This is a genomic window from Vibrio hippocampi (genome assembly GCF_921292975.1).
Classification (GTDB): Bacteria; Pseudomonadota; Gammaproteobacteria; order Enterobacterales; family Vibrionaceae; genus Vibrio; species Vibrio hippocampi.
On sequence record NZ_CAKLCM010000002.1, the window covers coordinates 1,285,314 to 1,307,664 of the forward strand.

Sequence of the window (22,351 nt, forward strand, 5' to 3'; positions counted from 1 at the left end):
CATATTGACAACAAAGCCAATAACTCAGCTTTCTTGAACACTTGGTCAGGTTATTGCATTGATAATCGGATTCACTGTTTTTATCACTTTATTTTTACCACCTTATTTTTATCACTAATGTAAATATCGCCAAATATTACAACGACAATATCAATCAGCCCCTATTTGGCAGGCATAAAGGAAGATGCTCAACATGAAGAAAACACCCTTGCTAGAACTCTGGAACGTAAGCAAAATGTTTCCAGGTGTGATAGCAAATGACAAAGTTAACCTTAAATTACATCAAGGAGAGATACTGGCGCTGCTCGGTGAAAATGGTGCCGGTAAATCCACCTTAGTGAAGATGATCTATGGAGTGAACCGCCCAGATAAAGGCGCTATTTTGTGGAACAACCAAGAGGTGACGATCACTTCTCCTAATCAAGCTCGCGCTATGGGCATTGGCATGGTTTTCCAGCACTTTTCGGTGTTTGAAACCCTGACGGTTCAGGAGAATATTGAACTGGGGTTGGATAAAAGCTTTGTCGACCAAATTGATGATCTGCGCCAACGTATCCTAGACATCAGCTCTAAATACCAACTGCATGTTGATCCCGACCGCTATGTACACAGCCTAAGTATTGGCGAACGTCAACGACTCGAAATCCTACGCTGCTTAATTCAACAGGTAAAACTGCTAATATTAGATGAACCGACTTCGGTTCTGACACCGCAGGAGGTCGCCGGTCTATTTCGAGTGCTTAAGAGTCTCGCGACTGAGGGATGTAGCATCATGTTTATCAGTCACAAGTTAAAGGAAGTCACCGAACTCTGTGACCGCGCAGTCATCCTCCGCGGTGGGAAAGTCAGCGGCGAATGTACGCCTGCCAATGAAACTCCCGATTCTATTGCTCGCATGATGGTCGGCAGCGACGCCGAACTGTCAGAGAGTTATTCCAAACAGTTGACGGATCGGGCTCTATTTTCCACCGAAAATCTGACGCTAGCGCCCTCTCACCCATTTGGCTGCGGGCTCACCAACGTAACCTTACAACTGAACGCCGGAGAAATTTTGGGAATCGCCGGCGTGGCGGGGAATGGGCAAGAAGATTTATTGCAGGCACTCAGTGGCGAAGATACCCGAGCCAAAGCCGACACCATTCTCTTCAACAATCAAGCTGTCGGCGACCAAAATGCGTCTACACGACGTAACATGGGCATGGCGTATGTTCCCGCGGATCGTCTGGGTCATGGCGCTGTCCCTGAGATGAGTCTGACGGATAATACGCTGCTTACTCATTCCGATAGCCTGACTCAATTTAGCTTCATCCTCAAAGATAAGCTGCGCACACTCGCCGATAAGATCATTAGTGACAACAAGGTGAAGTGTCATAACCAAACCTCTCAAGCCAAAAGTCTCTCAGGAGGCAATCTACAAAAATTCATTATTGGACGTGAAGTGGAACAAGCGCCCACAGTACTGATCTGCGCTCACCCAACATGGGGCGTCGACATTGGTGCCGCCAGTGCTATCCATCGCCAATTGATTGCGCTCCGTAATGCCGGCGCTGCGGTGCTGGTTATCTCAGAAGACATTGATGAACTGTTTGTTATTTGTGACCGTATGGCGGCACTTTATGAAGGCAGATTATCGCCAACGGTCGCGACCGAAGCGACCAACATCGAACAAATCGGTAAGTGGATCGCTGGTAGCTTTATTGATACAGAAAACGCTATTGATAGAAAAGACGCTATTGATAACCAGAACAACATTAACAGCAAGGAGGTCACTCATGCTTAAAGTGCAACCTCGTATCCAAAGCTCAAAAACGATGGCTTGGTTTTCACCGCTGATCGCCATTGCCCTCACCGCTTTAGTGTCTGGGATCATGTTTACTCTGCTCGATATCAGCCCCATCAAAGCATTTGAAGTGTTTATCCTACAACCGATTGGCGACGCTTATAATCTGGGCGAGTTAATGGTGAAAGCAACGCCTTTGATGTTATGCGCTATCGGCTTGGCACTCTGCTATCGTGCCAATATATGGAATATAGGGGCAGAGGGACAACTGTTAGTCGGCGCGGTCGTCGCGAGTGCCATTGCGATTCAAGCGCATGACGAAAGCAGCGGTATGTTACTGCTGTCGCTGGTCGGTGGCATCGGCGCTGGAATGTGTTGGGCGGCGATCCCAACGCTATTAAATCGCTTATTTCACACCAATCTTATCCTTACCACCATCATGCTCAATTATATCGGTTTGTATATCCTGTTGTGGGCGGTGCACGGTCCGTTAGCGGATCCTCAAGGATTTGGGTTCCCCGAATCCGTAATGTTTGCCGACAGTGTATTGCTACCGACGCTGATGGATGAAGGACGCGCCTCAATCAGCATCGTGATCGCCATTATCATTGCCATCGTAGCGGGCGTGCTGCTGTTTAAAACCCTACCCGGCTTTCAGTTACGTGTCTTTGGCGAGGACCAAGCAGCGGCGCGTTATGCTGGATTTAGTTCGAGTAAAATTGTCTGGATGGTGATGCTTTTTTCCGGCGCTCTTGCTGGATTAGCGGGCGCAGCGGAGGTCACAGGACCCATCGGTCAGTTAATTCCATCCGTCTCACCGGGTTATGGTTATGCCGCGATCATCGTTGCCTACCTTGGACGACTCAATCCATTTGGCATCATCTTGTCAGCGCTGTTTATGGGCACCTTATATATGGGCGGTGATTTAGCACAGATAGAACTGGGGATGCCAACCGCAATCACGGGCTTATTCCAAGGCACCTTACTGTTCTTCCTGCTTGCTTGTGATTTTCTGGTTTACTACCGCATCACAATTGTGCCGCGTGGAAACCATAACAACCAGCAATCCCAACAACGCGAACCTATGCCCGAACTCGAACCCAAAAGCACACAACAAGGAGCGGTGTAATGGACCTGCTATTAATTCAACAAATCTTGGTCGCAGCACTGAAAACTGGCACTCCTCTCCTGCTTATTGCACTTGGTGAGTTAATTTGCGAAAAATCCGGCGTGCTTAACCTCGGACAAGAAGGCATGATGCTGATGGGCGCGATGGCAGGTTTTGCCGGCGCTTATTACAGCGGTCACCTATTTCTTGGGATTAGTCTGGCGATCATGGCAGGCATGGCAATGGCTTTATTGTTCGCAGCCCTATCTCTGTCGCTCAACACCAATCAAGTCGCAACAGGATTAGCGCTCACCATCTTTGGTACCGGCTTAAGTTCGTTCTTAGGCAGCGGGCTCGTTGGCTCAACCTTATCCGGTTTTCAGCCCATTGCTATTCCCTTGTTAAGTGATATTCCAATACTCGGAGCACTGCTGTTTAACCAAGATATTCTGATCTACGCCAGCTTTGTCATTGTGGTCTTAGCTTGGTACGTGATGAACAAAACCCGAGTGGGTCTGACGCTACGTGCGGTTGGCGAAAACCCACACTCTGCCAACGCTCTGGGTATCAATGTGATCAAAGTGCGCTACCTCGCCACCCTATTCGGCGGCGCAATGGCGGGTTTAGCCGGAGCCTATATGTCACTGGCCTACACGCCAATGTGGATGGAAAACATGACCGCAGGTCGAGGTTGGATTGCATTGGCACTGGTGGTGTTTGCTTCTTGGCGTATTGGCTTTCTGGCTTTGGGGGCATACTTGTTCGGCTTCGCCTCAATCCTACACCTTGTGATGCAAGGCTTCGGTTTTGATATTTCACCAAACCTACTCGCCATGACCCCTTATGTCGCCACCATCGCCGTTATGGTGATCATCAGCTCCAACGCCCTCAAGCAAAAATTGGCAACGCCTATGAGCTTGGGTAAGCCATTCGATCCTAAGTTGCATTAAATGCAAACTGGGTTGACCCAAAAGGTGGGGGGTACTGTCAAAGCGGCTTCATGAAGTTCTGTGGTCGCGGATGGTAGATCCCTTCCTTCGAAGGGATGACGGTGTGTGAGGGATTGACCGAATCAAGAGAGCCTTTCCTAACACCTAAAACCTAAAACCTAACAACCTAATCCCCCCCTCCTTTTCGCTAAACGAACAAAATCAGTGCAATGCCCAACAACCGTGCGTTAATAAGATGTAAAACATCAACAAAGCATTCCCTTACCACACCTTATCGCTTCATTTACCCAACCTACCCAGCACATTAACAGCACCGCAACACTTGTCTCACAAAGGTTTCAACAAGTGGCTGATGAAATAATCAGAAAAAACACGACCAATTGGTCAGGTTTTTGCAATTACTTCCATTAACTCAACAACCAGCAGCTTTCCTAAACAAAGAACTGCTACCCAAAACAATGAAAATGGAGAGTTTCATGAAACTTAAAACATGGATGAAAGCGACGGCGCTGTCAGTGTCCGCGCTATTTTCTGCCTCAACCTTGGCAGAAGAACCACTCAAAGTCGGCTTCGTATACGTCGGTCCGGTCGGCGATCATGGCTGGAGTTACGAGCATGACCAAGGTCGTAAAGAACTAGAGCAACATTATGGGGGCAAAGTTGAAACCACCTATGTTGAAAATGTGCCAGAAGGTGCTGATGCAGAGCGTGTTATCACTCAGCTCGCTAAGTCCGGTCACGATTTAATTTTCACCACCTCTTTTGGCTTTATGAACCCGACCATCAAAGTGGCTAAGCGTTTCCCTAACGTTAAGTTTGAACACGCGACTGGTTACAAACGTTCGAAAAACGTCTCGACCTACACCTTACGCACCTACGAAAGCCGCTATGTTTCTGGTGTTGCCGCTGGTATGGCGACCAAAACCAACACCATCGGTTACATTGCCTCATTCCCTATTCCCGAAGTGATTCGTGATATCAATGCGGTTTATATGGGCGCGAAAAGCGTCAATCCGGATGTAAAGATCAAAATCGTTTGGGTAAACACTTGGTATGACCCGGGGAAAGAGTCAGATGCAGCAAACGCATTGATGGACCAAGGGGTCGATATCATGCTGCAACATACAGATAGCCCAGCGCCCCTTATTGCGGCGGAAAAGCGCGGGGTGATGGGAATTGGTCAAGCCTCAGATATGAGTCAGTTTGCACCAAAATCTCATATGTTCTCAGTACGTGATGTGTGGGGACCTCATTATATTCGCAGTGCTAAAGAGGTGATGGATAAAGATTGGCAACCAGAGAACTTCTGGGGGGGCTTCAAGGATGACATTCTGCAGATTGTATCCATCAACCCAAGCTTACCCGCAGATTTGCAGCAAGCGATCCAAACAAGCCATGCTCAGATCAAATCTGGCGAGTTCCACCCATTCACTGGACCACTGAAAGACAACACTGGTAAAGAGGTGGTTGCCGCAGGTTACACCCTAACGGATAACGAACTAGCAGCCATTAACTGGTATGTCGAGGGTATCGACGCAACGATCCCTAATTAGACCCCGCTTAGACCTGCTCAATCGGCTTAGTTGTCGACCAGCAGGTCTTTTTTTGATCCATAACCTGACCATTTAGACAGGTTTTGTCAGCCGAAAAGTAACCATAAAAATAATCATATAACTCATCATATAACTAACGAGTTAAATAGCGACAGAGGAAGTGATGTTAGAACTCATGATCAATGATCAGTTGGTGGAGATAGACTATGCCGCGCCTGACCGCATGCTACTCAACTACCTGAGAGAACAGCAAGGGCTTATCGGCTCAAAGGAAGGCTGCGCAAGTGGTGATTGTGGTGCCTGTACGGTTGTTATGGTGGATATGGAGCAGAACCACGAACTACGTTATCGCCAGATCAACGCCTGTATTACTCCGCTTAACGCTCTGCATGGCAAGCAGATCATTACTGTTGAGCACTTAAAACAGAACGGAGAGTTGCACCCCGTGCAAAAAGCCGTGGTCGAGAAACACGGCACTCAGTGCGGTTTCTGTACTCCGGGGATTGTGATGTCACTGTACGCCCTGTCGAAACAGAAACAACCACCCAACAACCCCGCCGACTTTCTTGCTGGCAACCTGTGCCGCTGCACCGGTTATGGACCACTGATTGAAGCGGCTCAAGCGATCGCTGGCGTCGATTACTACGACCCTGCACAAGCCAACGAGGATGACATTAAGGCTTGGATATTAAGTTGCGATAAACAACAAACCGTTAATTACCTGAAACCCACTAACCGTCAAGAATTGGCTCAAGCCAAGCAACAAATGCCCAATGCCACGCTGCTAACCGGTGCGACCGATTTAGCACTGGAAGTCACACAACAATTAAAAAACATTCCACAGATTATTGACCTCTCTGAGGTAGAAGAACTGATGACCATCAGTGAAACCAGCACCGGTTGGCGTATCGGTGCTGCGGTGCCTCTTTATCAAGTTCATGAGTTTATGCGTCAACACTTTCCAAGCACCGATGAGGTGATCGAGCGCTTAGGCAGCCTGACGATTCGTCACCGTGCCACATTAGGTGGCAGCTTAGGTCACGCCTCTCCTATCGGCGATATTGCCCCCTTGCTCATCAGCTTAAACGGCAAAATAGAGATCGATAACGGTCACAAGACCCAGCTTCACGCGCCGCAAGACTATATTACGGGCTATCGCGAAACCTTAATTCAGCCTGACCAGTGGATCAGTGCCATCCATATTCCTCGTTTAGCCCCAAATCAAAAACACGCTATTTACAAGGTGAGTAAACGCTACGAAGACGATATTGCGACGGTTGTGTTAGCGCTCAATATGACCATCGACAGCGACAACCGCGTTAAGCACTGCATCCTTTCGGCGGGTGGTATTGCCGCTAAATCGGTGCGTTTAACCGAGCTAGAGCAGCTATTTATCGGTCGTCCTTTCACCCAGTTGCTAGTGCGCAAAGTGAAAGCGGTGGTGCCTGAGGTGATTCATCCTCTCTCCGATGTTCGAGGTAGCGCACAGTACCGAGTGCAGTTAATTCAGAACCTGATTCAACGCTTCTATTTTGAGTGCCACCAACTTTCGACGAGGCTGACTGACCATGCGTAAATTAACCATGCGTAAATTAACCACGCGTAAACTAACCACCATCAATCATATCTCTTCTCAATCACAACCTTTGGATTGTCAGGTTGTTGGTCGCTCGCACAAACATGAAAGTGCGGAAAAACAAGTCAGTGGTGAAGCGCTGTTTGTTGATGATTACGCCACCAGCGCTAACTGTCTACATGCTGCGGTCATCCTAAGCGATATCGCCAAAGGCTCAATCCAACATATTGACCTGAGTGAAGTCACGCGAAGCTCTGGGGTGATTAAGGTGCTGAGTAGTGACGACATTCCCGGTGAAAAAGATATCGGTCCAATATTCAAAGGCGATCCGCTGCTCGCGGATGGTGAGATAAAATACCATCGCCAACCTATTGCTGTGGTGCTGGCGCGTACTCATCATCTTGCTTGGCAAGCGGCGAAAAAAGCGCAGATCGAGTATTGCTCGCAACAGGCGACCACCGACTTCGAGCCAGCAAGTCAGCAGCCCCATTTACTGCCCTCGCGACAATTTGCTGTCAAAGCGGAGGGCACGCCATTGCCTGCATCAGAGCGATCTATTTCAGAACTGTCAATTGAAGGCGACCTGCACGTTGGCGGTCAAGAACACTTCTACCTTGAGGGGCAAATCAGCTTAGCTGAACCAACAGAAGACGGCGGTATCTATGTTCGCAGTTCAAGCCAACACCCGACTGAAGTACAAACTCTGGTGGCTGAAGTGCTGGCGATTCCGTTTAATAAGGTGACCGTCGATATGAGACGCATGGGCGGTGGTTTTGGTGGTAAAGAATCTCAAGCGGCACAATGGGCCTGCCTTGCTGCTTTAGGGGTTCATCATACTGGCAAAGCGGTTAAGCTAAGATTGCCCCGCAGTGTCGATATGTCCGCCACGGGCAAACGTCATCCATTCTACAATCAATACCAACTCACCGCCGACCAACAAGGCGTGATTAATCGCGCGAACATCGAGGTCAATGGACTCTGCGGTCACTCAGCGGATCTTTCCGGTGCGATTGTTGACCGAGCGATGTTTCACTCAGACAACGCCTACTCACTCGGTGCGGCGACCATTACGGGCAACCGCCTGAAAACCGACACTGTCAGCCATACCGCTTACCGTGGCTTTGGTGGTCCGCAAGGGATGATTACCATTGAAAAAGCGATGCAATCACTCAGCATTCACGCCGATATGGATGCGCTCGATATTCGGCTGAAAAACTTGTACCGCCAAGGCAACAATGTCACGCCCTATGGAATGGAGGTTGAGCAGACCGACACGCTGAAAGCCGTGATCGAGCAACTTGCCGACAGCGCCGAATACCGTCAAAGGCGTATCGAGATTGAACGATGGAATCGTGACAATCTGGTGCTAAAAAAAGGACTGGCACTGACGCCGGTCAAGTTTGGTATCTCCTTTACCGCTACCCACCTTAACCAAGCTGGCGCGCTGATCCATATTTATACCGATGGCAGTGTTCAGGTTTCTCATGGCGGCACAGAAATGGGTCAAGGCTTACATACCAAGATCCAGCAGATCGTGGCTCAGACTCTCAATATTCCGATGGCATTGGTGCTGGTCACTTCTACGCGAACCGACAAAGTGCCCAACAGCTCGCCGACCGCCGCCTCATCCGGTGCCGATCTCAACGGCATGGCGGCGCACAATGCCGCCAAAACACTACTTGAACGCCTGTGTACCTTTGCCAAACAGCACTACAACCTGAGTGAAGAACCTCAAATCAAGCAAGGTAAAGTGACGCTGGATAAACAGCAAATTGACTGGGCGGAACTGGTTCAGCAAGCCTATCTGGCGCGGGTTTCCCTTTCCACAACTGGTTTCTATAAAACACCCAAGATTTGGTTTGATATGGAAAAATCCGTGGGTCGTCCTTTCTTCTACTTTTCTATCGGTGCCTCTTGCTCAGAGGTCACTATCGATACCTTGACCGGAGAGATGCGCCTTGATCGTGTCGATATTCTGCATGACGTGGGCAACAGCCTCAATCCAGCGATTGATATCGGTCAGATCGAAGGGGCGTTTGTTCAAGGATTAGGTTGGCTCACTAATGAAGAATTGCTGTGGAATGACAAAGGCGAACTACTCAGCAACAGTCCAATGAACTACAAGATCCCAACCATCGGCGACTATCCAAAGCAGATGAACATTGCCTTATACGACAAAGCCAACCCCGAGCACAGCATCTACCGCTCCAAAGCCGTCGGCGAGCCACCTTTTATGCATGGAATTAGTGTCTGGTGTGCCATTTATGACGCCATTGCCTCGATTAGCAATCATCAACTTGAAGCCGATCTGCACGCGCCTGCAACCGGCGAACGTATTTTACAAGCTTGTTTAGACCAATATGACCGCATCGGCTACACCCGCAGTGAAACCCTTGGTGCTAAAGCCGACGTAAATCAATTTAAAGCCATGCCCCAGCATGAGCCAGAAAAACAGCAAGAGGTGTGATATGTCCTCATTAACAGAAAAATCAGCGAGTCCACTGACCGCCTCTTTACTCAAACAGCCAAGACTCAATTGGTTGTCCGCTTGCCAACACTTAGAACAAACTGGCGAGCCGTATTGCATCGCTACCGTTATTGCCGAAGTCGGCTCGGTGCCTCGCTCGCAAGGCGCTAAGATGATCATCACTGCGACACAGCAATTTGACACCCTCGGCGGTGGCAATCTCGAATATCAGGTGATAGACAAAGCCAGAGCCGCGCTTAACAACTCACAGAGTACCAATCATATTGAACGTTTCTCACTGGCTGCGGATCTTGGTCAATGCTGTGGCGGCGCCGTACAAGTGTTGCTGGAATTTATGCATACCCAACAACCAAAAGTGGTGGTTTTTGGCGCAGGTCATGTGTGCCACGCCCTCGCGACCGTTTTAACCCAACTACCTTGCCATCTGACGGTGGTTGATAATCGCCCCGAATGGTTGCAGCCTCTTGAAGCGCTAGGTATTTCTACTCTGCTTATGGCAACGCCTGAAGATGCCGTCTGTGAACTCCCTAGCGATGCCCATCTTGTAATCATGACTCAAGACCACAGCCTTGATTTTGAGATCAGCAAACGCGCACTCGAGTGCAATCAGTTCCCCTTTATTGGATTGATTGGCTCGCAAGGAAAAAACCAACGTTTTCGCTACCGTTTAACCGAGCAGTTATCCGATGCTGCCCTGCTCAACTCACTCACCTGCCCGATTGGCCATCCCGATATTCGCGGCAAACTACCGATGCAGGTTGCCCTGTCCATTGCAGCTCAGCTGATGCAGAAATTTGAACCGCTTGCCCACACTGAAAAATGCGATGTCACTGATGAACCGAAACAACGCAATTGGCAGCAAGTCAATCAACTGCGCAAGACGCTTACCGAGGTGAACTTATGACGTTAATGCCCACCACCCTAACGCTAAGCAACACGCAGTTGGCTCAGATCTGCACCAGTCAACGCTGGCAATATCTGATGCAGCGCAATGCGCCCTTTGCCGATTATCGCGCCCTTTGCCTCGCTGCCGACCAAGCGTTTAGTGAATTAAATGAGTCTGACTGGTTAGAAGCCTTTGCTGGGCACCCAATGATTGGTGATCTTTCCACCCTAGAAAAGAAATACTCGCAAGGTAAGCAACTCAGCGCCCATGAACAGGCTGGGGTCAACAACGCCGAGCAAGCGGTATTAGAGCAATTATTGACGCTTAACCAAGCCTACCTCGACAAATTTGGTTTTATCTTCATCGTTTGTGCCAGCGAAAAATCCGCCAGCGAGATGCTGACGCTGCTGACACAACGCATCAACAACCCACGCAACCAAGAGTTAATCACCGCTTCCGTTGAGCAGAGAAAAATTAGTCAACTTCGTCTGGAGGTCTATCAATGAGCCGTTTAAGTTGCCATGTTCTTGATACCAGTAGCGGCCATCCCGCTGCCGGTATTCGCGTCACGGTTTACCCGTTTAACAGCCAACAGCCCTTAGCCAGCGAAACCACCGATGCGGATGGACGTGCTCGTTTCGAGACGACTTTGCCTATAGGCGAAAACTATACGCTGAGCTTTGAGGTCGCCGACTATTGCCAGCACACCTTCGGCGCGGTGTTTTTCCCACTGATTGAGGTGCATTTCCACGTTGCCGATTCGCGCCACCATCATGTACCAGTGCTGCTGTCGCCTTACTCTTATTCAACCTATAGAGGGAGTTAATATGCCAAGACAGGTTCATAGAGGCAGTATTCTGCACTTTCCTCACACCACATCGGATCCTGCGAGCCACTATCAATATTTCAACGATGGCGTACTGGTTACCGAAAATGGTCGAGTGACACACCTCGGTGAAGCCAGCGACTTCTTTCGACTGCCGGCTAATCAGCAATTGCTTAACTATGGCGGCGTCGAACTTCATAAAGGATTGTTGATTCCCGGCTTAATTGATAGCCATGTACACTTTCCGCAAGTCGAGATGATCGCCAGTTATGGCAAACAACTGCTCGATTGGTTGAATGAGTACACTTTCCCAACGGAAAAGCAGTTCGCCAATGAGGAATATGCCAACGCTCAGGCGGAGTTTTTCCTGAGCCAACTGATCGCTCATGGCACCACGACTGCCAGTGTTTTTGCTACGGTTCACCCACAGTCTGTCAACGCCTTTTTTAATGCCGCTGAGTCGATACAAGCACGGATGATTTGTGGCAAAGTCATGATGGATCGCTTCTGTCCTGACGATCTACAAGACACCCCCGAACAGGGTTATCGAGACAGCAAAGCCCTGCTGGAACGCTGGCATAAAAACGGTCGCGCACTGTATGCGATTACGCCGCGCTTTGCACCCACCAGCAGTCCAGAACAGCTTGCCAAAGCGGGGCAACTGGCCAACGAACATCCCGACGCCTTTATCCAAACCCATTTGAGTGAAAACTTAGGTGAAATTGAATGGATTAAGGAACTCTACCCTCAACACCCCGACTATTTAGGGGTCTATGAAGCGTACGACCTTGTGCGTGATCGTGCCCTATTTGGTCATGCAGTGCATTTGCAGCCAAGAGAGTATCAGGGATTAAAAACCAGCGGAGCCAGTGTCAGTTTTTGCCCATCCTCGAACCTGTTCTTGGGCAGTGGGCTATTTAACTACGACAAAGCCAAGGCTGATGGTATCAAGATCGCGATGGCGAGTGACGTTGGCGCGGGCACCAGTTTGAGTCTGTTTGCCAACCAAGCGGACGCCTACAAAATCTGTCAACTGCAAAACAGCAGTCTCAATCCCTTTGAGTCGCTCTACCTCTGCACCCAAGGCGCTGCGAGTGCGATGGATATCGACCATCTCGTTGGCAATCTCAATCCGGGCAGCGAAGCGGATTTTGTCGAACTCGACTTTATGGCAACGCCCATGCTGCAACAGCGCCTATTGCGCTGCAAAACCCTGAGCGAGCAACTGTTCGCCATCATCACCCTAAGCGACGAACGAATTATTGAACGCACTTATGTGTGCGGGAATTTAGTATACAAGAAAGGAAGTAAAGTATGTGGCCTCAACTCTACGAGTGGATTGCGTTATTTATCAAATGGTTCCATGTAATTTGTGGCATTGCCTGGATTGGTGCCAGTTTCTATTTCACTTGGCTCGATAACAGTCTTGAGACACCACCCAAATGGAAAAAAGACAAAGGCATTAAAGGCGATCTCTGGGCAGTACATGGCGGCGGATTTTATGAAGTCGCCAAATACCAAGTCGGTCCCGAGCAGATGCCAGAAAAGCTGCATTGGTTTAAATGGGAAGCCTATACCACATGGATGACCGGCACTGCGCTGTTAATTTGGATGTACTATTTTAATGCGCAAGCCTATCTGATTGATCCGCGTATTATGCCGCTTTCTAGTATGGAAGCGGTCGCCATTGGCATCGGTGGCGTGCTCGCAGGCGTTATCGTTTATGAAGCGGTGCTTCGCTCTCCTTTGGCGACGACAAGAGCCTCACTGGTTTCAGCTATTGTGCTTATCGGCGCACTGTTTTTTTATGGCTTTAGCGAGGTGTTTAGTGGTCGCGGCGCATTCATTCATATGGGCGTATTGATCGGCTCTATCATGGTCAATAATGTGTTCCATAAAATCATTCCCGGACAGCGTAAAATGGTTGCTCAGGTCGCCGCTGGTAAGCCTGTCGATCCAAAGCCGGGACTCGAGGGTAAGCGTCGCTCTATCCACAACAACTACTTCACTCTGCCGGTGATCTTCTTGATGATCAGCAACCACTATCCGATGATCTATCAGCACCCGAACAACTGGTTAGTCGGTCTGATGGTGATGCTGTTCAGTGCTTGGATTCGTCACTATTTCAACCTAAAACATAGCGGCATCACCAAACCCAGCGTCATTGTCAGCGGTGCTTTGGCGATGAGTCTGTTGGCACTGGTGGTCAGTTGGCCGATAGTCAGCAAACCCACATTAAGTGACAGCGTCACCAAAAGCGATATCACTGAAAGCAGCATTACTGAAAACAACATCACTGAAAACAACGACATTGCAGACCCCAACCAACCTCAACAGACCGCTGGGCTCAACGATGCAATGGCAGCAAGCCAACAGCAAGTTTTCGATATCGTCACACAGCGCTGCTCCACCTGTCACAGCACGCAACCGACTGATGATGTATTCACTGTCGCCCCCGGCGGTGCTGCCTTTGATAATTGGCAAGATGTCGAACGCTGGTCAACACGCATTGTCGCCCGCGCTGTTGAAAGCAGTGACATGCCATTTCTTAATAAAACGGAAATGACTGAGGCAGAGAGGGAGATATTAAAGCAGGGATTAAGGTAAGCCTTTAAGGTGAAAAATGCGCGCCTCATTGCAGCAAAATGAGGCGCGCATATTGTTGGCGTTATGAGCGATGTTTATAGCCAAGTAACCTCAAGATGCAGACTTCAGAGGTCACTTGGGTAGACCGCCTTTGGCTTTGGTAACTCAATTACACCACTAAATCATTGGCAATAATTCTACCAATGTAATCGCCGTTGTCGTTACTAATATCATAAGCAGTAAATTCCGAGACTAAAAAGTCGTTAGCCTCAAGAAAGTCGGTACTTTGAGTAGTCAAAGAGACCTCTTGGTACAGCAAGTTTTCAGCCAACGTCAAACTGGCATGACTCACGATTAACCCTAATCCTATATCTGCAAGCTGATTGTTTTCATAGTTAGCAGACAGCAGTTCTTCCGTTAAACGTAACTCTGAGGCAGTCAATAGGCTACTTGGATGCTCTACACTTGGCTCTTTACTCACCCCACTTACCACTTCAAAATTAACAAAATCAACGCTATCGACACCAGCGAAAGTGAGCATATCAAAATCAGCGCCACCATCAATAAATCGCGACACATTAGCTTGAGGATCTTTTAGCCCAAGCAAGGACACCACATCATCGCCGGAACCCGCATCAATATCCAATTCAGTCCATTGAGAGCCCGTCATATCATGATAACCCGATTGCAGCTTATCAATGATTGGAATTATGATCTCGTCATCACCCCCACCGCTGTCAATAGTAAACAGATTTGACCAACTGCCTTGTTGCGTCGTATTGCTGTGTACCACGATTTCGATCGAGTCTTCCCCATCACCAGTGATGATGTCACCGCGTTTTGCATCGTAGATAAAAATATCGCTGTACTCAAAATTACACTCTAGAGAAACATCGACAAAGTTTTCGATTTCCACCCAAGTACTGTCCTGCCCAATAAGCGGTTCCAATTCCAGATGTATCTCTTTATAGCCAGGCATGTTCCATTGCCCTTGTAAAGAAAACACGGATATATCAGGGATATGAAAATAATAGAAATCGCCAAAATCGTGGTAGGACTCGGCGTTTTTAAGGTCGATATTGTGGGTGATAAAGGCACTGTTTTTTAGAACGGATGCGTTACCCTCGCCATCACGGTTTGACTCACCAACATACAAATGTGACATTTGCCCCCCTAAAACTCAGCTAGGCATTGTGCAAAAAATTAAAACTCCGTCGAACGTTGAGTATAAGTATAGTGTCCAAACACTGATATACAGACGATTTCATACCAATATCCATACCGTTAAAACAAAAGGATTAGGTAACGCCATGCTTATTGATGCTTAGTTTAGTTTTAAGCTTATCAGCAGCAAAAAAGTGTTGCGTGTTATAGGCTTAGCCTCTATCGTCGGGCAGAGGAGAACTTTTTATGACACTGACAATTTGGCTATCACTTTTTACCATCTGTTTATTAGGCGCAATGTCACCGGGACCCAGCTTGGCGATTGTCGCTAAGCATGCTTTGGCGGGTGGCAGAGTCAACGGCTTGGCGACGGCTTGGGCTCATGCTCTCGGCATTGGGATCTATGCCATCATCACTCTGGTCGGCTTAGCCGTGGTATTGCAACAAAGTCCACTGCTGTTTAAAACCATCAGTCTTGCGGGTGCGGCTTATTTGGCTTATCTCGGCATCAATGCGCTTCGCTCAAAGGGAGGGGTTGCTGCGAAATTGAAGTCTGGGGAACAGACCACCGCCATTCAATCCGCCCGAGAAGGGTTTCTCATTTCGATTTTAAGTCCAAAGATCGCGCTATTTTTTATCGCGCTTTTTAGTCAGTTTGTGGCGATAGGCAACGGAATTAGCGATAAAATGCTTATTGTCGCCACGCCTTTGGTTGTCGATGGTTTGTGGTATACCTTCATTACGCTGGTGCTGTCGAACTCGCTGGTGGTGGATCGAATTCGCGCCAAAGCGGTTTTGATTGATAGGTTGTCGGGAGTCGTGTTGCTGCTGCTTGCGCTACGCGTGCTTTGGACGATTTAATCCTCACTGGCTTGACTTTAGCGCCCTCGAAGCCGTGGCTAGGTCACCAATCGCTGGTCAAAAGGAAAAGTGATCACTTCAATCACCTTGGTATTCTGGGCATCTGGATGACGAGGGTTATAGAGAAAATTGCTCGACTCAGGAAGAATGGCGCTGGGCACTTTGGCTAGCAACGGTTGTTTGTTTGCTAGCCAATCATTACCTAGCTCTTGGGTCTCCTTCTCACTATGATTCCAATCGCTTTTTAATTGGAAAACATGGCTGCTGCTAATGTCATGTTCTGGCACTTGTACCTTGAGCAGCTTAAAGTCATTAGGTAGATCATCAAGGTCAATCTCAAGTCCAGCCATCACTTCTAATAGAGCGAGAGCTGGATGCTCTGCTAAATACACAATCTGATTTCCGCGGCTATGCCATCGACCAGATGCGTACAAGCCACCAATACCATCCAGATCCTCAAAATTGGAGATGCGCCATAGTATAGGCATTAGAAGTATCCGGATTCGATTCTGTTGAGTAGTTGTTCAACAATGTTGCCACCAAACTCATCTTGCATCGCCTCTTTGGGTGTTTTCCCATCCAGTTGCTTTTTGGGTTTGCTTAACCAACGGTTTGCCTTGGTTTCATCACCAAAAATGACACGAGCCTGCGCGGTTAACCGTGCGGCTCGGATTAGCTTTGCGCTTTCATCACGATTCAGCTTTTCTGCTTTATTAATTCGATGAGTTAAGGTTCTTGCTGGGATTACCCAATTTAACTCCTGCTTTTCAAAACCATGTTGATACAATCTGGATAGCGCTGATGGGTCGACTCCATCCCTTACCAAATTAGACAGATCAAGTTCGTCCTCGATCGTGGCATCAAACCACTGACTGAGGTTTGCATTAACTGTCAATTCGATTGTTGCTGTCATAGTGAGCACCTCTTGGCAATATGCCTAGATTTTAGCGCATATTGCCAAAAAGTACAAAAACCAAGCGATAAAAGCTTGGCTGAACGAACCAAAATATCGTTATCGACACTGCCTTTTTGGTCCTTCAGTGTCTTTAGTGAATGCGGGCTTTGGTGAATGCGGGTTTTAATGAATGTGAGCTTTAGCCTGTGCGGGAATAAGAATGTGTTGGAATCGCCCTGTATCTCCGAGCCAGAAATGACAGGGCGTTTCACTTATATTAATCTCATGCTTGTGGCGGTGTTCCCTCGGCATTCGATACAATCGCGTCGATTTGCACTAATGCGCCCATCGCAATATCAGAGACTCCAATCACGGTTCGAGATGGATAATCGTTGTCAAAGTAGTCTGCCAGTACTTGATCCACTTGGGCGAGATCTTCCACCTGTTTTAACTGAATATTGAACTTCACGATATCATCCATATCATGATTCACACTCTCTACAATGGCTTTAATATTACTTAGGCATTGTGCTGTTTGTTGTCGTACGTCGCTGGCAATAAGATCCCCACTCTGAGGTTGAATCGGCAGCTGTGCAGAAACATTATTGTAGTGTGAAAACGCAACGGTATGGGTCGCGAGTTTGCTTACGGGTGCGTTTTCCGTGTTGTGAGCCCGAATCACGATACCGTGGCGATCTTCCACGGCTTGCGGTGGTGTGCCATCACCGTGTGACACGGTGGCATCAATTTGTACCAATGCATCCATCGGTAATCCTTCCGCCTTGATGATTGAACGGGCTGGCATGTAAGCAACGCTTCTGGCAATGGCAGAACATGGAAAGAATGAGGAGTACACTTCATTGACTGCACAAATATCATCAAGATTGGTGACGTGTATGTTAATTTTCACAATGTCATCAAGTGGTACATCAATACTCGTTAATACCGCTTTGAGGTTCGTCAAACATTGTCTTGCTTGCGCTTTCACTCCACCGGCGGCGATGTTTCCTGTATTAGGTTCGATAGGAAGTTGAGCCGAGATGTGATTGTAATGGGAAAAGGCAACGCTCTGACTCGATAAACGATCCATTGGCGCTTTGGGTGTATTTCTGACTCGTTTTATCAGTTCGCATGGCGCTTGTGGATGAGTCCCTTCCCCATTTGAGATCAGCGCATCCATTTGCACCAAAGCCCCTTCTGTTGGCAGCGCCGCGACAGCAAGTACACTGCGTGTTGGAAGGTGGCTAGAGAAATATTCGTTGTAAACTTCATCGACGGCATCAAGATCAGCCATCGATTTTAGATAGACGGTTATCTTAACCACATCGTGCAACCCGTGACCGACGCTTTCGACGATCGCCTTGATATTGTCTAGACACTGGCGGGAATGCTCTCTAATTCCGCCTTCAACTAACTTGCCGCTACTAGGAACAATAGGCAGTTGTGCGGATATATTGTTGTAGTGAGAAAATGCCACAGATTGGGTTGAACTGCGATTGATTGGGGCGTTTTCTGTATTTCTAGAAACTTTGATGATCTTGCCACTCATGTCGAATACTCTCCAATTGATAAACAAAACGTGGACGAGATAGGTTCACGTTTATTGACGGTTACAGGTAAAAAAGCGCTAGGCTACTCCCAACCATTGAGAGCAGCCGGTTATGCGTCGAATTAAAGGGGAAGTAAACCCAATCGTGAGGCTTACAAGGTGCTAAGGAAGGTTTGAATTTTATCTTCGTGGCGCCTAATGGTATCTTCACTTGGCGTCACCGCATCCTTGTGAGTAAAGTAAACCAAAATCGCCATTTGCGCGGTTAGGCGGTTTTCTGCTTCATCAAAGGCCACCGAGTACTCGCTTTCTAATGCGCCACGGGTCACTTCTTCTTTGTCATTAGCTGGCAAGCAGTGCAGTAGCATCGCGCCGGGTTTCGCTTTTGCCATCAACTCTTCAGAAATCACATAATCAGGCATGAAAGCGGCCAAGCGCTCTGCTTTCTCATCCATTTGAGTAACCCAGTAGAAACTGTCACCATAGACCACATCACACTCACTGATTCGTTCCACATCATCGGTAATTTCAATATGACCACCAGACTCGGCACAGTAAGATTGCGCTAGCTCCACCCACTCTGGTTCCATGTGATACTTGACTGGACCGATTTGCTTAAAGCCCATGCCGTATTTCGCACAGGTCAGCATTAATGAACGGCAAACGTCAGTCGCGTCACCCATAAAGGCTAACGTCAGCTCATTTAGTTGGCGTCCATCGGTAATGTGCTCACGGATGGTAAATAAGTCCGCCAGCATTTGCGTTGGGTGGAAGCGAGTATCCAGACCGTTGATGACAGGCACGGTTGACATATTCAATAGCCCATCGAGGGTTTCCGGGCTATTAGTGCGCGCCATAATCACATCGCACATGCGTGATAGCACTCGCGATGTATCATCAATAGACTCTTTACCACCAAGATGGATATCTTTCGGAGACAGGAAGAGCGCATGACCACCCAGCAGTGTCGCCGCGACTTCAAATGACACACGGGTACGCGTGGAGCCCGCTTCAAAAATCATCCCAACGGACTTACCTTTGAATAGTTGAGGGATAGCATTATCTTTGCGAGCTTGTTTAAGGTAGCTCATTAACTCCATCATGTTATCCATTTCTCGAACCGAGAAATCTTTCATTGATACCATGTGCTCAAGGTTTGCTTTGTGTAGGTCAGTTGCACTTGAAGAAGGTAATTTCATAATAATAGTCCTATTTTTATCGTCCGGGGCTCACTTAAGTTCGCCCCTTTTGTTTTCCGTCTTTGGATTAAATTTTTTGTATTAAGTTATTGGATTAAAATGGATTTATACTTTGGGCACTTGTTGCGTAATGCAGTGAATATTGCCGCCACCCAGCAGGATTTCACGAGCTGGGACACCATTAACTTCGTAGCCCGGATACAGCGCCTCCAACAGTGCTTTCACCTCCGCGTCATAGCGGTCATCAAGCAGCGGTAGGACAATCTGGTTATTGGTGATCAGATAGTTGGCATACGACGCCGCTAAGCGTTCACCCGCCTCACGCTCCATCCCTTCGGCAATATCAATGCCAGCCGCTTCTTCTTTGGTCATATACAAAGGACCCGGCATTGGCAGCTTATGAACCTTGATTCTGCGACCTTTTGCATCCGTTTGATTACACAAGCAATCGTACGCTTCTCGGCTGATCTCATACTGAGGGTCTTGCGGGTCATCGCACCAAGTCAGCACCACTTCACCGGGCTTAACGACATGAAGAATGTTGTCAACGTGACCGTTGGTTTCATCGTTGTACAAGCCACGAGGCAGCCAAACGATCTTTTCAACATTTAGGTGTTCACAAAGCACTTCACTGAGCTCTTCTTTGCTCAAGTCAGGGTTGCGGCTTTCATCCAACAAACACTCTTCTGTGGTGTACAAAGTGCCTTCGCCGTCGATGTGGATTGAACCTCCTTCCAGCACAATCGGCGCTCTGTAACGTGGGTCAGCGGTAATTTCACACATTTTCTGTGCAACTTGATCGTCACGCTTCCAAGGCCAGTAAAGCCCATCCACAAACCCGCCCCAAGCATTGAATTCCCAGTCAACACCGCGACGCTCGCCAGTATCATTAACAACATAGCTAGCGCCAATGTCGCGCATCCATGAGTCGTCGGTCGATACCTCAAGGACACGAATCTCATCAGGTAAACGGGAAACCGCGTTGTCGTATTGATCGGCACTAACTAACATGGTGACCGGAGTGGTCTTGTTAATTTGCTTCGCCACATCAGCAAACACTTTTTGTGCTGGTTTTGCGCCATTGCGCCAATTGTCTGTGCGCTCTGGCCAAGCCATCCAAATTTCACTGTGAGGGGCATGCTCGCCAGGCATCCTGAATCCGTCTTGCTTTGGTGTTGTCTCTAATAGTTTTTTCATTGTCTATCTCCTAAACTAAGCCTCAGCTTTCCTGTTCCAGTTGTTGATTTTTGCGTTTCAAAGCACCGAGTAAGATCCACTCTCCCATTAAGATCATGACGATGACGCCAATTAATACTGGAGCGGTATAACTCCAATCGGCGACGGTCAAGTCAAGCGCTTCAGGGAAGATGAAAAGCACCACGGCTTGGAGAATGACTAAGAAGCACACCGTGGACATCACGACTTGTGCGCCAAGCCCGCCCGGCACTTTAAATGGACGTTCACGTTCGCCATCCACCACACGCAGTTTTAGGTAGGCAGGGAACATAAACAGATAAGGCAGTAAGAATATGCAGCTAGAAAAAGCAAAGATGGACCAGAACAAGTCATCATTACCCTGCGCAAATAAAGCGTAAGAAAGAATGACCACTGTCGAGACAGCACCAGTGATGTTGTTAGCGCCAACCGGTGAACCCTTGTCAGACATTTTTGCCACTGGGGCGGGAAGCTCGCCTTCTTGAGCGGCTTCTGCGGCGGCACGGCTTGAACCCATAGTCCAACTCACCATATTGCCAATAAGCGTCAATAGCGCACAGATACCGAAGAAATAGACCATGGCAGTACCGAATGGACCATTACCAAATAACGTTTTAAAGGTATCGATTAAACCGGCTACCAAGCCGATACTTTCAACCGGCAGCGCCATCAGAATGCCCACGGTGCCAAAAATGTAGAGGAACGCAGTGATACCAATCGAAAGGAATACGGCTTTGGGCATATCACGCACGTCTTTCATCTCTTTGGTCATAGTGGCAACCAACTCAAACCCCATTAGGTTAAAGACAATTGCCGGAAGAAAGGCTACCGCAGAATCGAGTGTGGGCATCATCGCAGAGAAGGTAAATTCATTCGCGACACCGTGCTTCATCGCATAGACAAAGCCGCCAACACCTAATGTGCCAATCACTAAGATTTTTAAAATAGCACCGATGTTGGTCACCCAAACGCCAATGTCTGCCGAGACATTACAGATCCAAACGGTAAACCAAGTGAGAACAATACAAATCGCGATTTGCCCCCACAACGATAGATCTGGCATGAATAACTCCGCGAACATGCCGGCGAACATGATGTAAACAGCCGGCATCCACAGACCGACGTTAATCCAATAAAACCACGTCGTACGGACTGCCCATTTAAAATTGAACGCTTCTTTTACCCAGTCATAGATCCCACCATCACCGGGATAAGCAGTGCTTAGCTCAGAGGTGATAAATCCATAAGGGATAACAAAAATGATCAGCATCACCACCCACCAACCGATGGAACTGACCCCTATACTTGCGGACGCTGTGAGTGTGTCGACCACCAATACTGCACATAATGTAAATAGTGCAATACTCATGACCCCCATTTTGCCTTGAGTTTCGTTGCTCATTATTTCGCTCCTTCACTACCGCTTAATTACTGAATATGGCAATAATTAGACGTGAATTTCGAAAAATGAACCTTGATGAAAACTTAATATCGGCATGACTGATATTAATCACGCTGAAAATTTAAAGAGCTAAGACATTTTTTCAGTAAAAAAACATTTTTTGCAAAATAGTTGTTCTTAATCAATTTATGAAAATCAGAACTTTCTTACTCACAAAACACCTAAAACAATTCGCAGATCACATATCGAATTTAAAAACGATAATAATAATGACTCCGTGACATCGACATGATTTTCTAGACCAAGTTATAGA

Annotated in this window: 19 protein-coding genes; 12 read left to right on the forward strand and 7 right to left on the reverse strand. The window is 48.0% G+C overall.

Translation table 11 applies throughout. From position 1 onward, the window contains the following. Window positions 1-193 precede the first annotated feature (193 nt). From L9Q39_RS08155 to L9Q39_RS08205, 11 genes are all read left to right on the forward strand, one after another. Window positions 194-1,780, forward strand: coding sequence for an ABC transporter ATP-binding protein (locus tag L9Q39_RS08155; protein WP_237484595.1), 1,587 nt, complete (start codon window positions 194-196; stop codon window positions 1,778-1,780). Then, window positions 1,773-2,909, forward strand: coding sequence for an ABC transporter permease (locus L9Q39_RS08160; protein WP_237484596.1), 1,137 nt, complete (start codon window positions 1,773-1,775; stop codon window positions 2,907-2,909). The genes L9Q39_RS08155 and L9Q39_RS08160 overlap by 8 nt, the downstream gene beginning before the upstream one ends. After that, window positions 2,909-3,838 (forward strand): ABC transporter permease, encoded by a 930-nt coding sequence (locus L9Q39_RS08165; RefSeq protein WP_237484597.1) that lies wholly within the window; start codon window positions 2,909-2,911, stop codon window positions 3,836-3,838. The genes L9Q39_RS08160 and L9Q39_RS08165 overlap by 1 nt, the downstream gene beginning before the upstream one ends. Before the next feature lie 476 nt (window positions 3,839-4,314). Continuing rightward, window positions 4,315-5,391 carry a BMP family ABC transporter substrate-binding protein gene (locus tag L9Q39_RS08170; RefSeq protein ID WP_237484598.1) on the forward strand — a complete coding sequence of 359 codons (1,077 nt, stop codon included), beginning with the start codon at window positions 4,315-4,317 and terminating at the stop codon, window positions 5,389-5,391. A 163-nt stretch (window positions 5,392-5,554) separates the two neighbouring features. Continuing rightward, window positions 5,555-6,967 carry a xanthine dehydrogenase small subunit gene (gene xdhA, locus L9Q39_RS08175; protein ID WP_237484599.1) on the forward strand — a complete coding sequence of 471 codons (1,413 nt, stop codon included), beginning with the start codon at window positions 5,555-5,557 and terminating at the stop codon, window positions 6,965-6,967. Next, complete coding sequence (gene xdhB, locus L9Q39_RS08180; protein ID WP_237484600.1) at window positions 6,960-9,434, forward strand: xanthine dehydrogenase molybdopterin binding subunit; 2,475 nt, start codon at window positions 6,960-6,962, stop codon at window positions 9,432-9,434. Before xdhA ends, xdhB begins: the two co-directional genes overlap by 8 nt. A 1-nt stretch (window position 9,435) precedes the next feature. Then, a complete protein-coding gene (xdhC, locus tag L9Q39_RS08185; protein ID WP_237484601.1) occupies window positions 9,436-10,359 on the forward strand; it encodes a xanthine dehydrogenase accessory protein XdhC in 924 nt (307 codons plus the stop codon). Then, window positions 10,356-10,847, forward strand: a complete 492-nt coding sequence (locus L9Q39_RS08190) for a 2-oxo-4-hydroxy-4-carboxy-5-ureidoimidazoline decarboxylase (protein ID WP_237484602.1) — start codon at window positions 10,356-10,358, stop codon at window positions 10,845-10,847. The genes xdhC and L9Q39_RS08190 overlap by 4 nt, the downstream gene beginning before the upstream one ends. Beyond that, window positions 10,844-11,167, forward strand: coding sequence for a hydroxyisourate hydrolase (gene uraH, locus L9Q39_RS08195; protein ID WP_237484603.1), 324 nt, complete (start codon window positions 10,844-10,846; stop codon window positions 11,165-11,167). Before L9Q39_RS08190 ends, uraH begins: the two co-directional genes overlap by 4 nt. Before the next feature lies 1 nt (window position 11,168). After that, window positions 11,169-12,536, forward strand: a complete 1,368-nt coding sequence (guaD, locus tag L9Q39_RS08200; RefSeq protein WP_237484604.1) for a guanine deaminase — start codon at window positions 11,169-11,171, stop codon at window positions 12,534-12,536. Further along, entirely contained in the window at window positions 12,482-13,774 is a 1,293-nt protein-coding gene (locus L9Q39_RS08205; protein WP_237484605.1) for a urate hydroxylase PuuD, read from the forward strand. The genes guaD and L9Q39_RS08205 overlap by 55 nt, the downstream gene beginning before the upstream one ends. Window positions 13,775-13,922: 148 nt before the next feature. Here the strand turns inward: L9Q39_RS08205 and L9Q39_RS08210 are convergent, their stop codons facing one another. Then, window positions 13,923-14,918 carry a hypothetical protein gene (locus L9Q39_RS08210; RefSeq protein WP_237484606.1) on the reverse strand — a complete coding sequence of 332 codons (996 nt, stop codon included), beginning with the start codon at window positions 14,916-14,918 and terminating at the stop codon, window positions 13,923-13,925. Between the two features lie 245 nt (window positions 14,919-15,163). Here L9Q39_RS08210 and L9Q39_RS08215 point away from each other — a divergent pair, with 245 nt between their 5' ends. Beyond that, the gene (locus L9Q39_RS08215) at window positions 15,164-15,778 is read left to right on the forward strand and encodes a LysE family translocator (RefSeq protein WP_237484607.1); all 615 of its coding nucleotides are present in this window, start codon (window positions 15,164-15,166) and stop codon (window positions 15,776-15,778) included. Between the two features lie 38 nt (window positions 15,779-15,816). Here L9Q39_RS08215 and L9Q39_RS08220 read toward each other — a convergent pair whose 3' ends face one another. The 6 genes from L9Q39_RS08220 to L9Q39_RS08245 form a co-directional block, all read right to left on the reverse strand. After that, complete coding sequence (locus tag L9Q39_RS08220) at window positions 15,817-16,266, reverse strand: RES family NAD+ phosphorylase (protein ID WP_237484608.1); 450 nt, start codon at window positions 16,264-16,266, stop codon at window positions 15,817-15,819. Continuing rightward, a complete protein-coding gene (locus L9Q39_RS08225) occupies window positions 16,266-16,691 on the reverse strand; it encodes an Xre family toxin-antitoxin system antitoxin (RefSeq protein WP_237484609.1) in 426 nt (141 codons plus the stop codon). The genes L9Q39_RS08220 and L9Q39_RS08225 overlap by 1 nt, the downstream gene beginning before the upstream one ends. 265 nt (window positions 16,692-16,956) lie before the next feature. Next, entirely contained in the window at window positions 16,957-18,222 is a 1,266-nt protein-coding gene (locus L9Q39_RS08230; RefSeq protein ID WP_237484610.1) for a RidA family protein, read from the reverse strand. Window positions 18,223-18,374: 152 nt separating this feature from the next. Further along, entirely contained in the window at window positions 18,375-19,421 is a 1,047-nt protein-coding gene (argF, locus tag L9Q39_RS08235) for an ornithine carbamoyltransferase (protein ID WP_237484611.1), read from the reverse strand. A gap of 105 nt (window positions 19,422-19,526) precedes the next feature. After that, entirely contained in the window at window positions 19,527-20,618 is a 1,092-nt protein-coding gene (aguA, locus tag L9Q39_RS08240) for an agmatine deiminase (protein ID WP_237484612.1), read from the reverse strand. A gap of 22 nt (window positions 20,619-20,640) precedes the next feature. Further along, window positions 20,641-22,038 (reverse strand): APC family permease, encoded by a 1,398-nt coding sequence (locus L9Q39_RS08245; RefSeq protein ID WP_237484613.1) that lies wholly within the window; start codon window positions 22,036-22,038, stop codon window positions 20,641-20,643. Between the last annotated feature and the right edge of the window lie 313 nt (window positions 22,039-22,351).

Excerpts from the sequence above, each read along its gene's own strand:
- L9Q39_RS08155 (WP_237484595.1), top strand. The coding sequence starts at position 194 with ATGAAGAAAACACCCTTGCTAGAACTCTGGAACGTAAGCAAAATGTTT.
- L9Q39_RS08160 (WP_237484596.1), top strand. The coding sequence starts at position 1,773 with ATGCTTAAAGTGCAACCTCGTATCCAAAGCTCAAAAACGATGGCTTGG.
- L9Q39_RS08165 (WP_237484597.1), top strand. The coding sequence starts at position 2,909 with ATGGACCTGCTATTAATTCAACAAATCTTGGTCGCAGCACTGAAAACT.
- L9Q39_RS08170 (WP_237484598.1), top strand. The coding sequence starts at position 4,315 with ATGAAACTTAAAACATGGATGAAAGCGACGGCGCTGTCAGTGTCCGCG.
- xdhA (WP_237484599.1), top strand. The coding sequence starts at position 5,555 with ATGTTAGAACTCATGATCAATGATCAGTTGGTGGAGATAGACTATGCC.
- xdhB (WP_237484600.1), top strand. The coding sequence starts at position 6,960 with ATGCGTAAATTAACCATGCGTAAATTAACCACGCGTAAACTAACCACC.
- xdhC (WP_237484601.1), top strand. The coding sequence starts at position 9,436 with ATGTCCTCATTAACAGAAAAATCAGCGAGTCCACTGACCGCCTCTTTA.
- L9Q39_RS08190 (WP_237484602.1), top strand. The coding sequence starts at position 10,356 with ATGACGTTAATGCCCACCACCCTAACGCTAAGCAACACGCAGTTGGCT.
- uraH (WP_237484603.1), top strand. The coding sequence starts at position 10,844 with ATGAGCCGTTTAAGTTGCCATGTTCTTGATACCAGTAGCGGCCATCCC.
- guaD (WP_237484604.1), top strand. The coding sequence starts at position 11,169 with ATGCCAAGACAGGTTCATAGAGGCAGTATTCTGCACTTTCCTCACACC.
- L9Q39_RS08205 (WP_237484605.1), top strand. The coding sequence starts at position 12,482 with ATGTGGCCTCAACTCTACGAGTGGATTGCGTTATTTATCAAATGGTTC.
- L9Q39_RS08210 (WP_237484606.1), bottom strand. The coding sequence starts at position 14,918 with ATGTCACATTTGTATGTTGGTGAGTCAAACCGTGATGGCGAGGGTAAC.
- L9Q39_RS08215 (WP_237484607.1), top strand. The coding sequence starts at position 15,164 with ATGACACTGACAATTTGGCTATCACTTTTTACCATCTGTTTATTAGGC.
- L9Q39_RS08220 (WP_237484608.1), bottom strand. The coding sequence starts at position 16,266 with ATGCCTATACTATGGCGCATCTCCAATTTTGAGGATCTGGATGGTATT.
- L9Q39_RS08225 (WP_237484609.1), bottom strand. The coding sequence starts at position 16,691 with ATGACAGCAACAATCGAATTGACAGTTAATGCAAACCTCAGTCAGTGG.
- L9Q39_RS08230 (WP_237484610.1), bottom strand. The coding sequence starts at position 18,222 with ATGAGTGGCAAGATCATCAAAGTTTCTAGAAATACAGAAAACGCCCCA.
- argF (WP_237484611.1), bottom strand. The coding sequence starts at position 19,421 with ATGAAATTACCTTCTTCAAGTGCAACTGACCTACACAAAGCAAACCTT.
- aguA (WP_237484612.1), bottom strand. The coding sequence starts at position 20,618 with ATGAAAAAACTATTAGAGACAACACCAAAGCAAGACGGATTCAGGATG.
- L9Q39_RS08245 (WP_237484613.1), bottom strand. The coding sequence starts at position 22,038 with ATGAGCAACGAAACTCAAGGCAAAATGGGGGTCATGAGTATTGCACTA.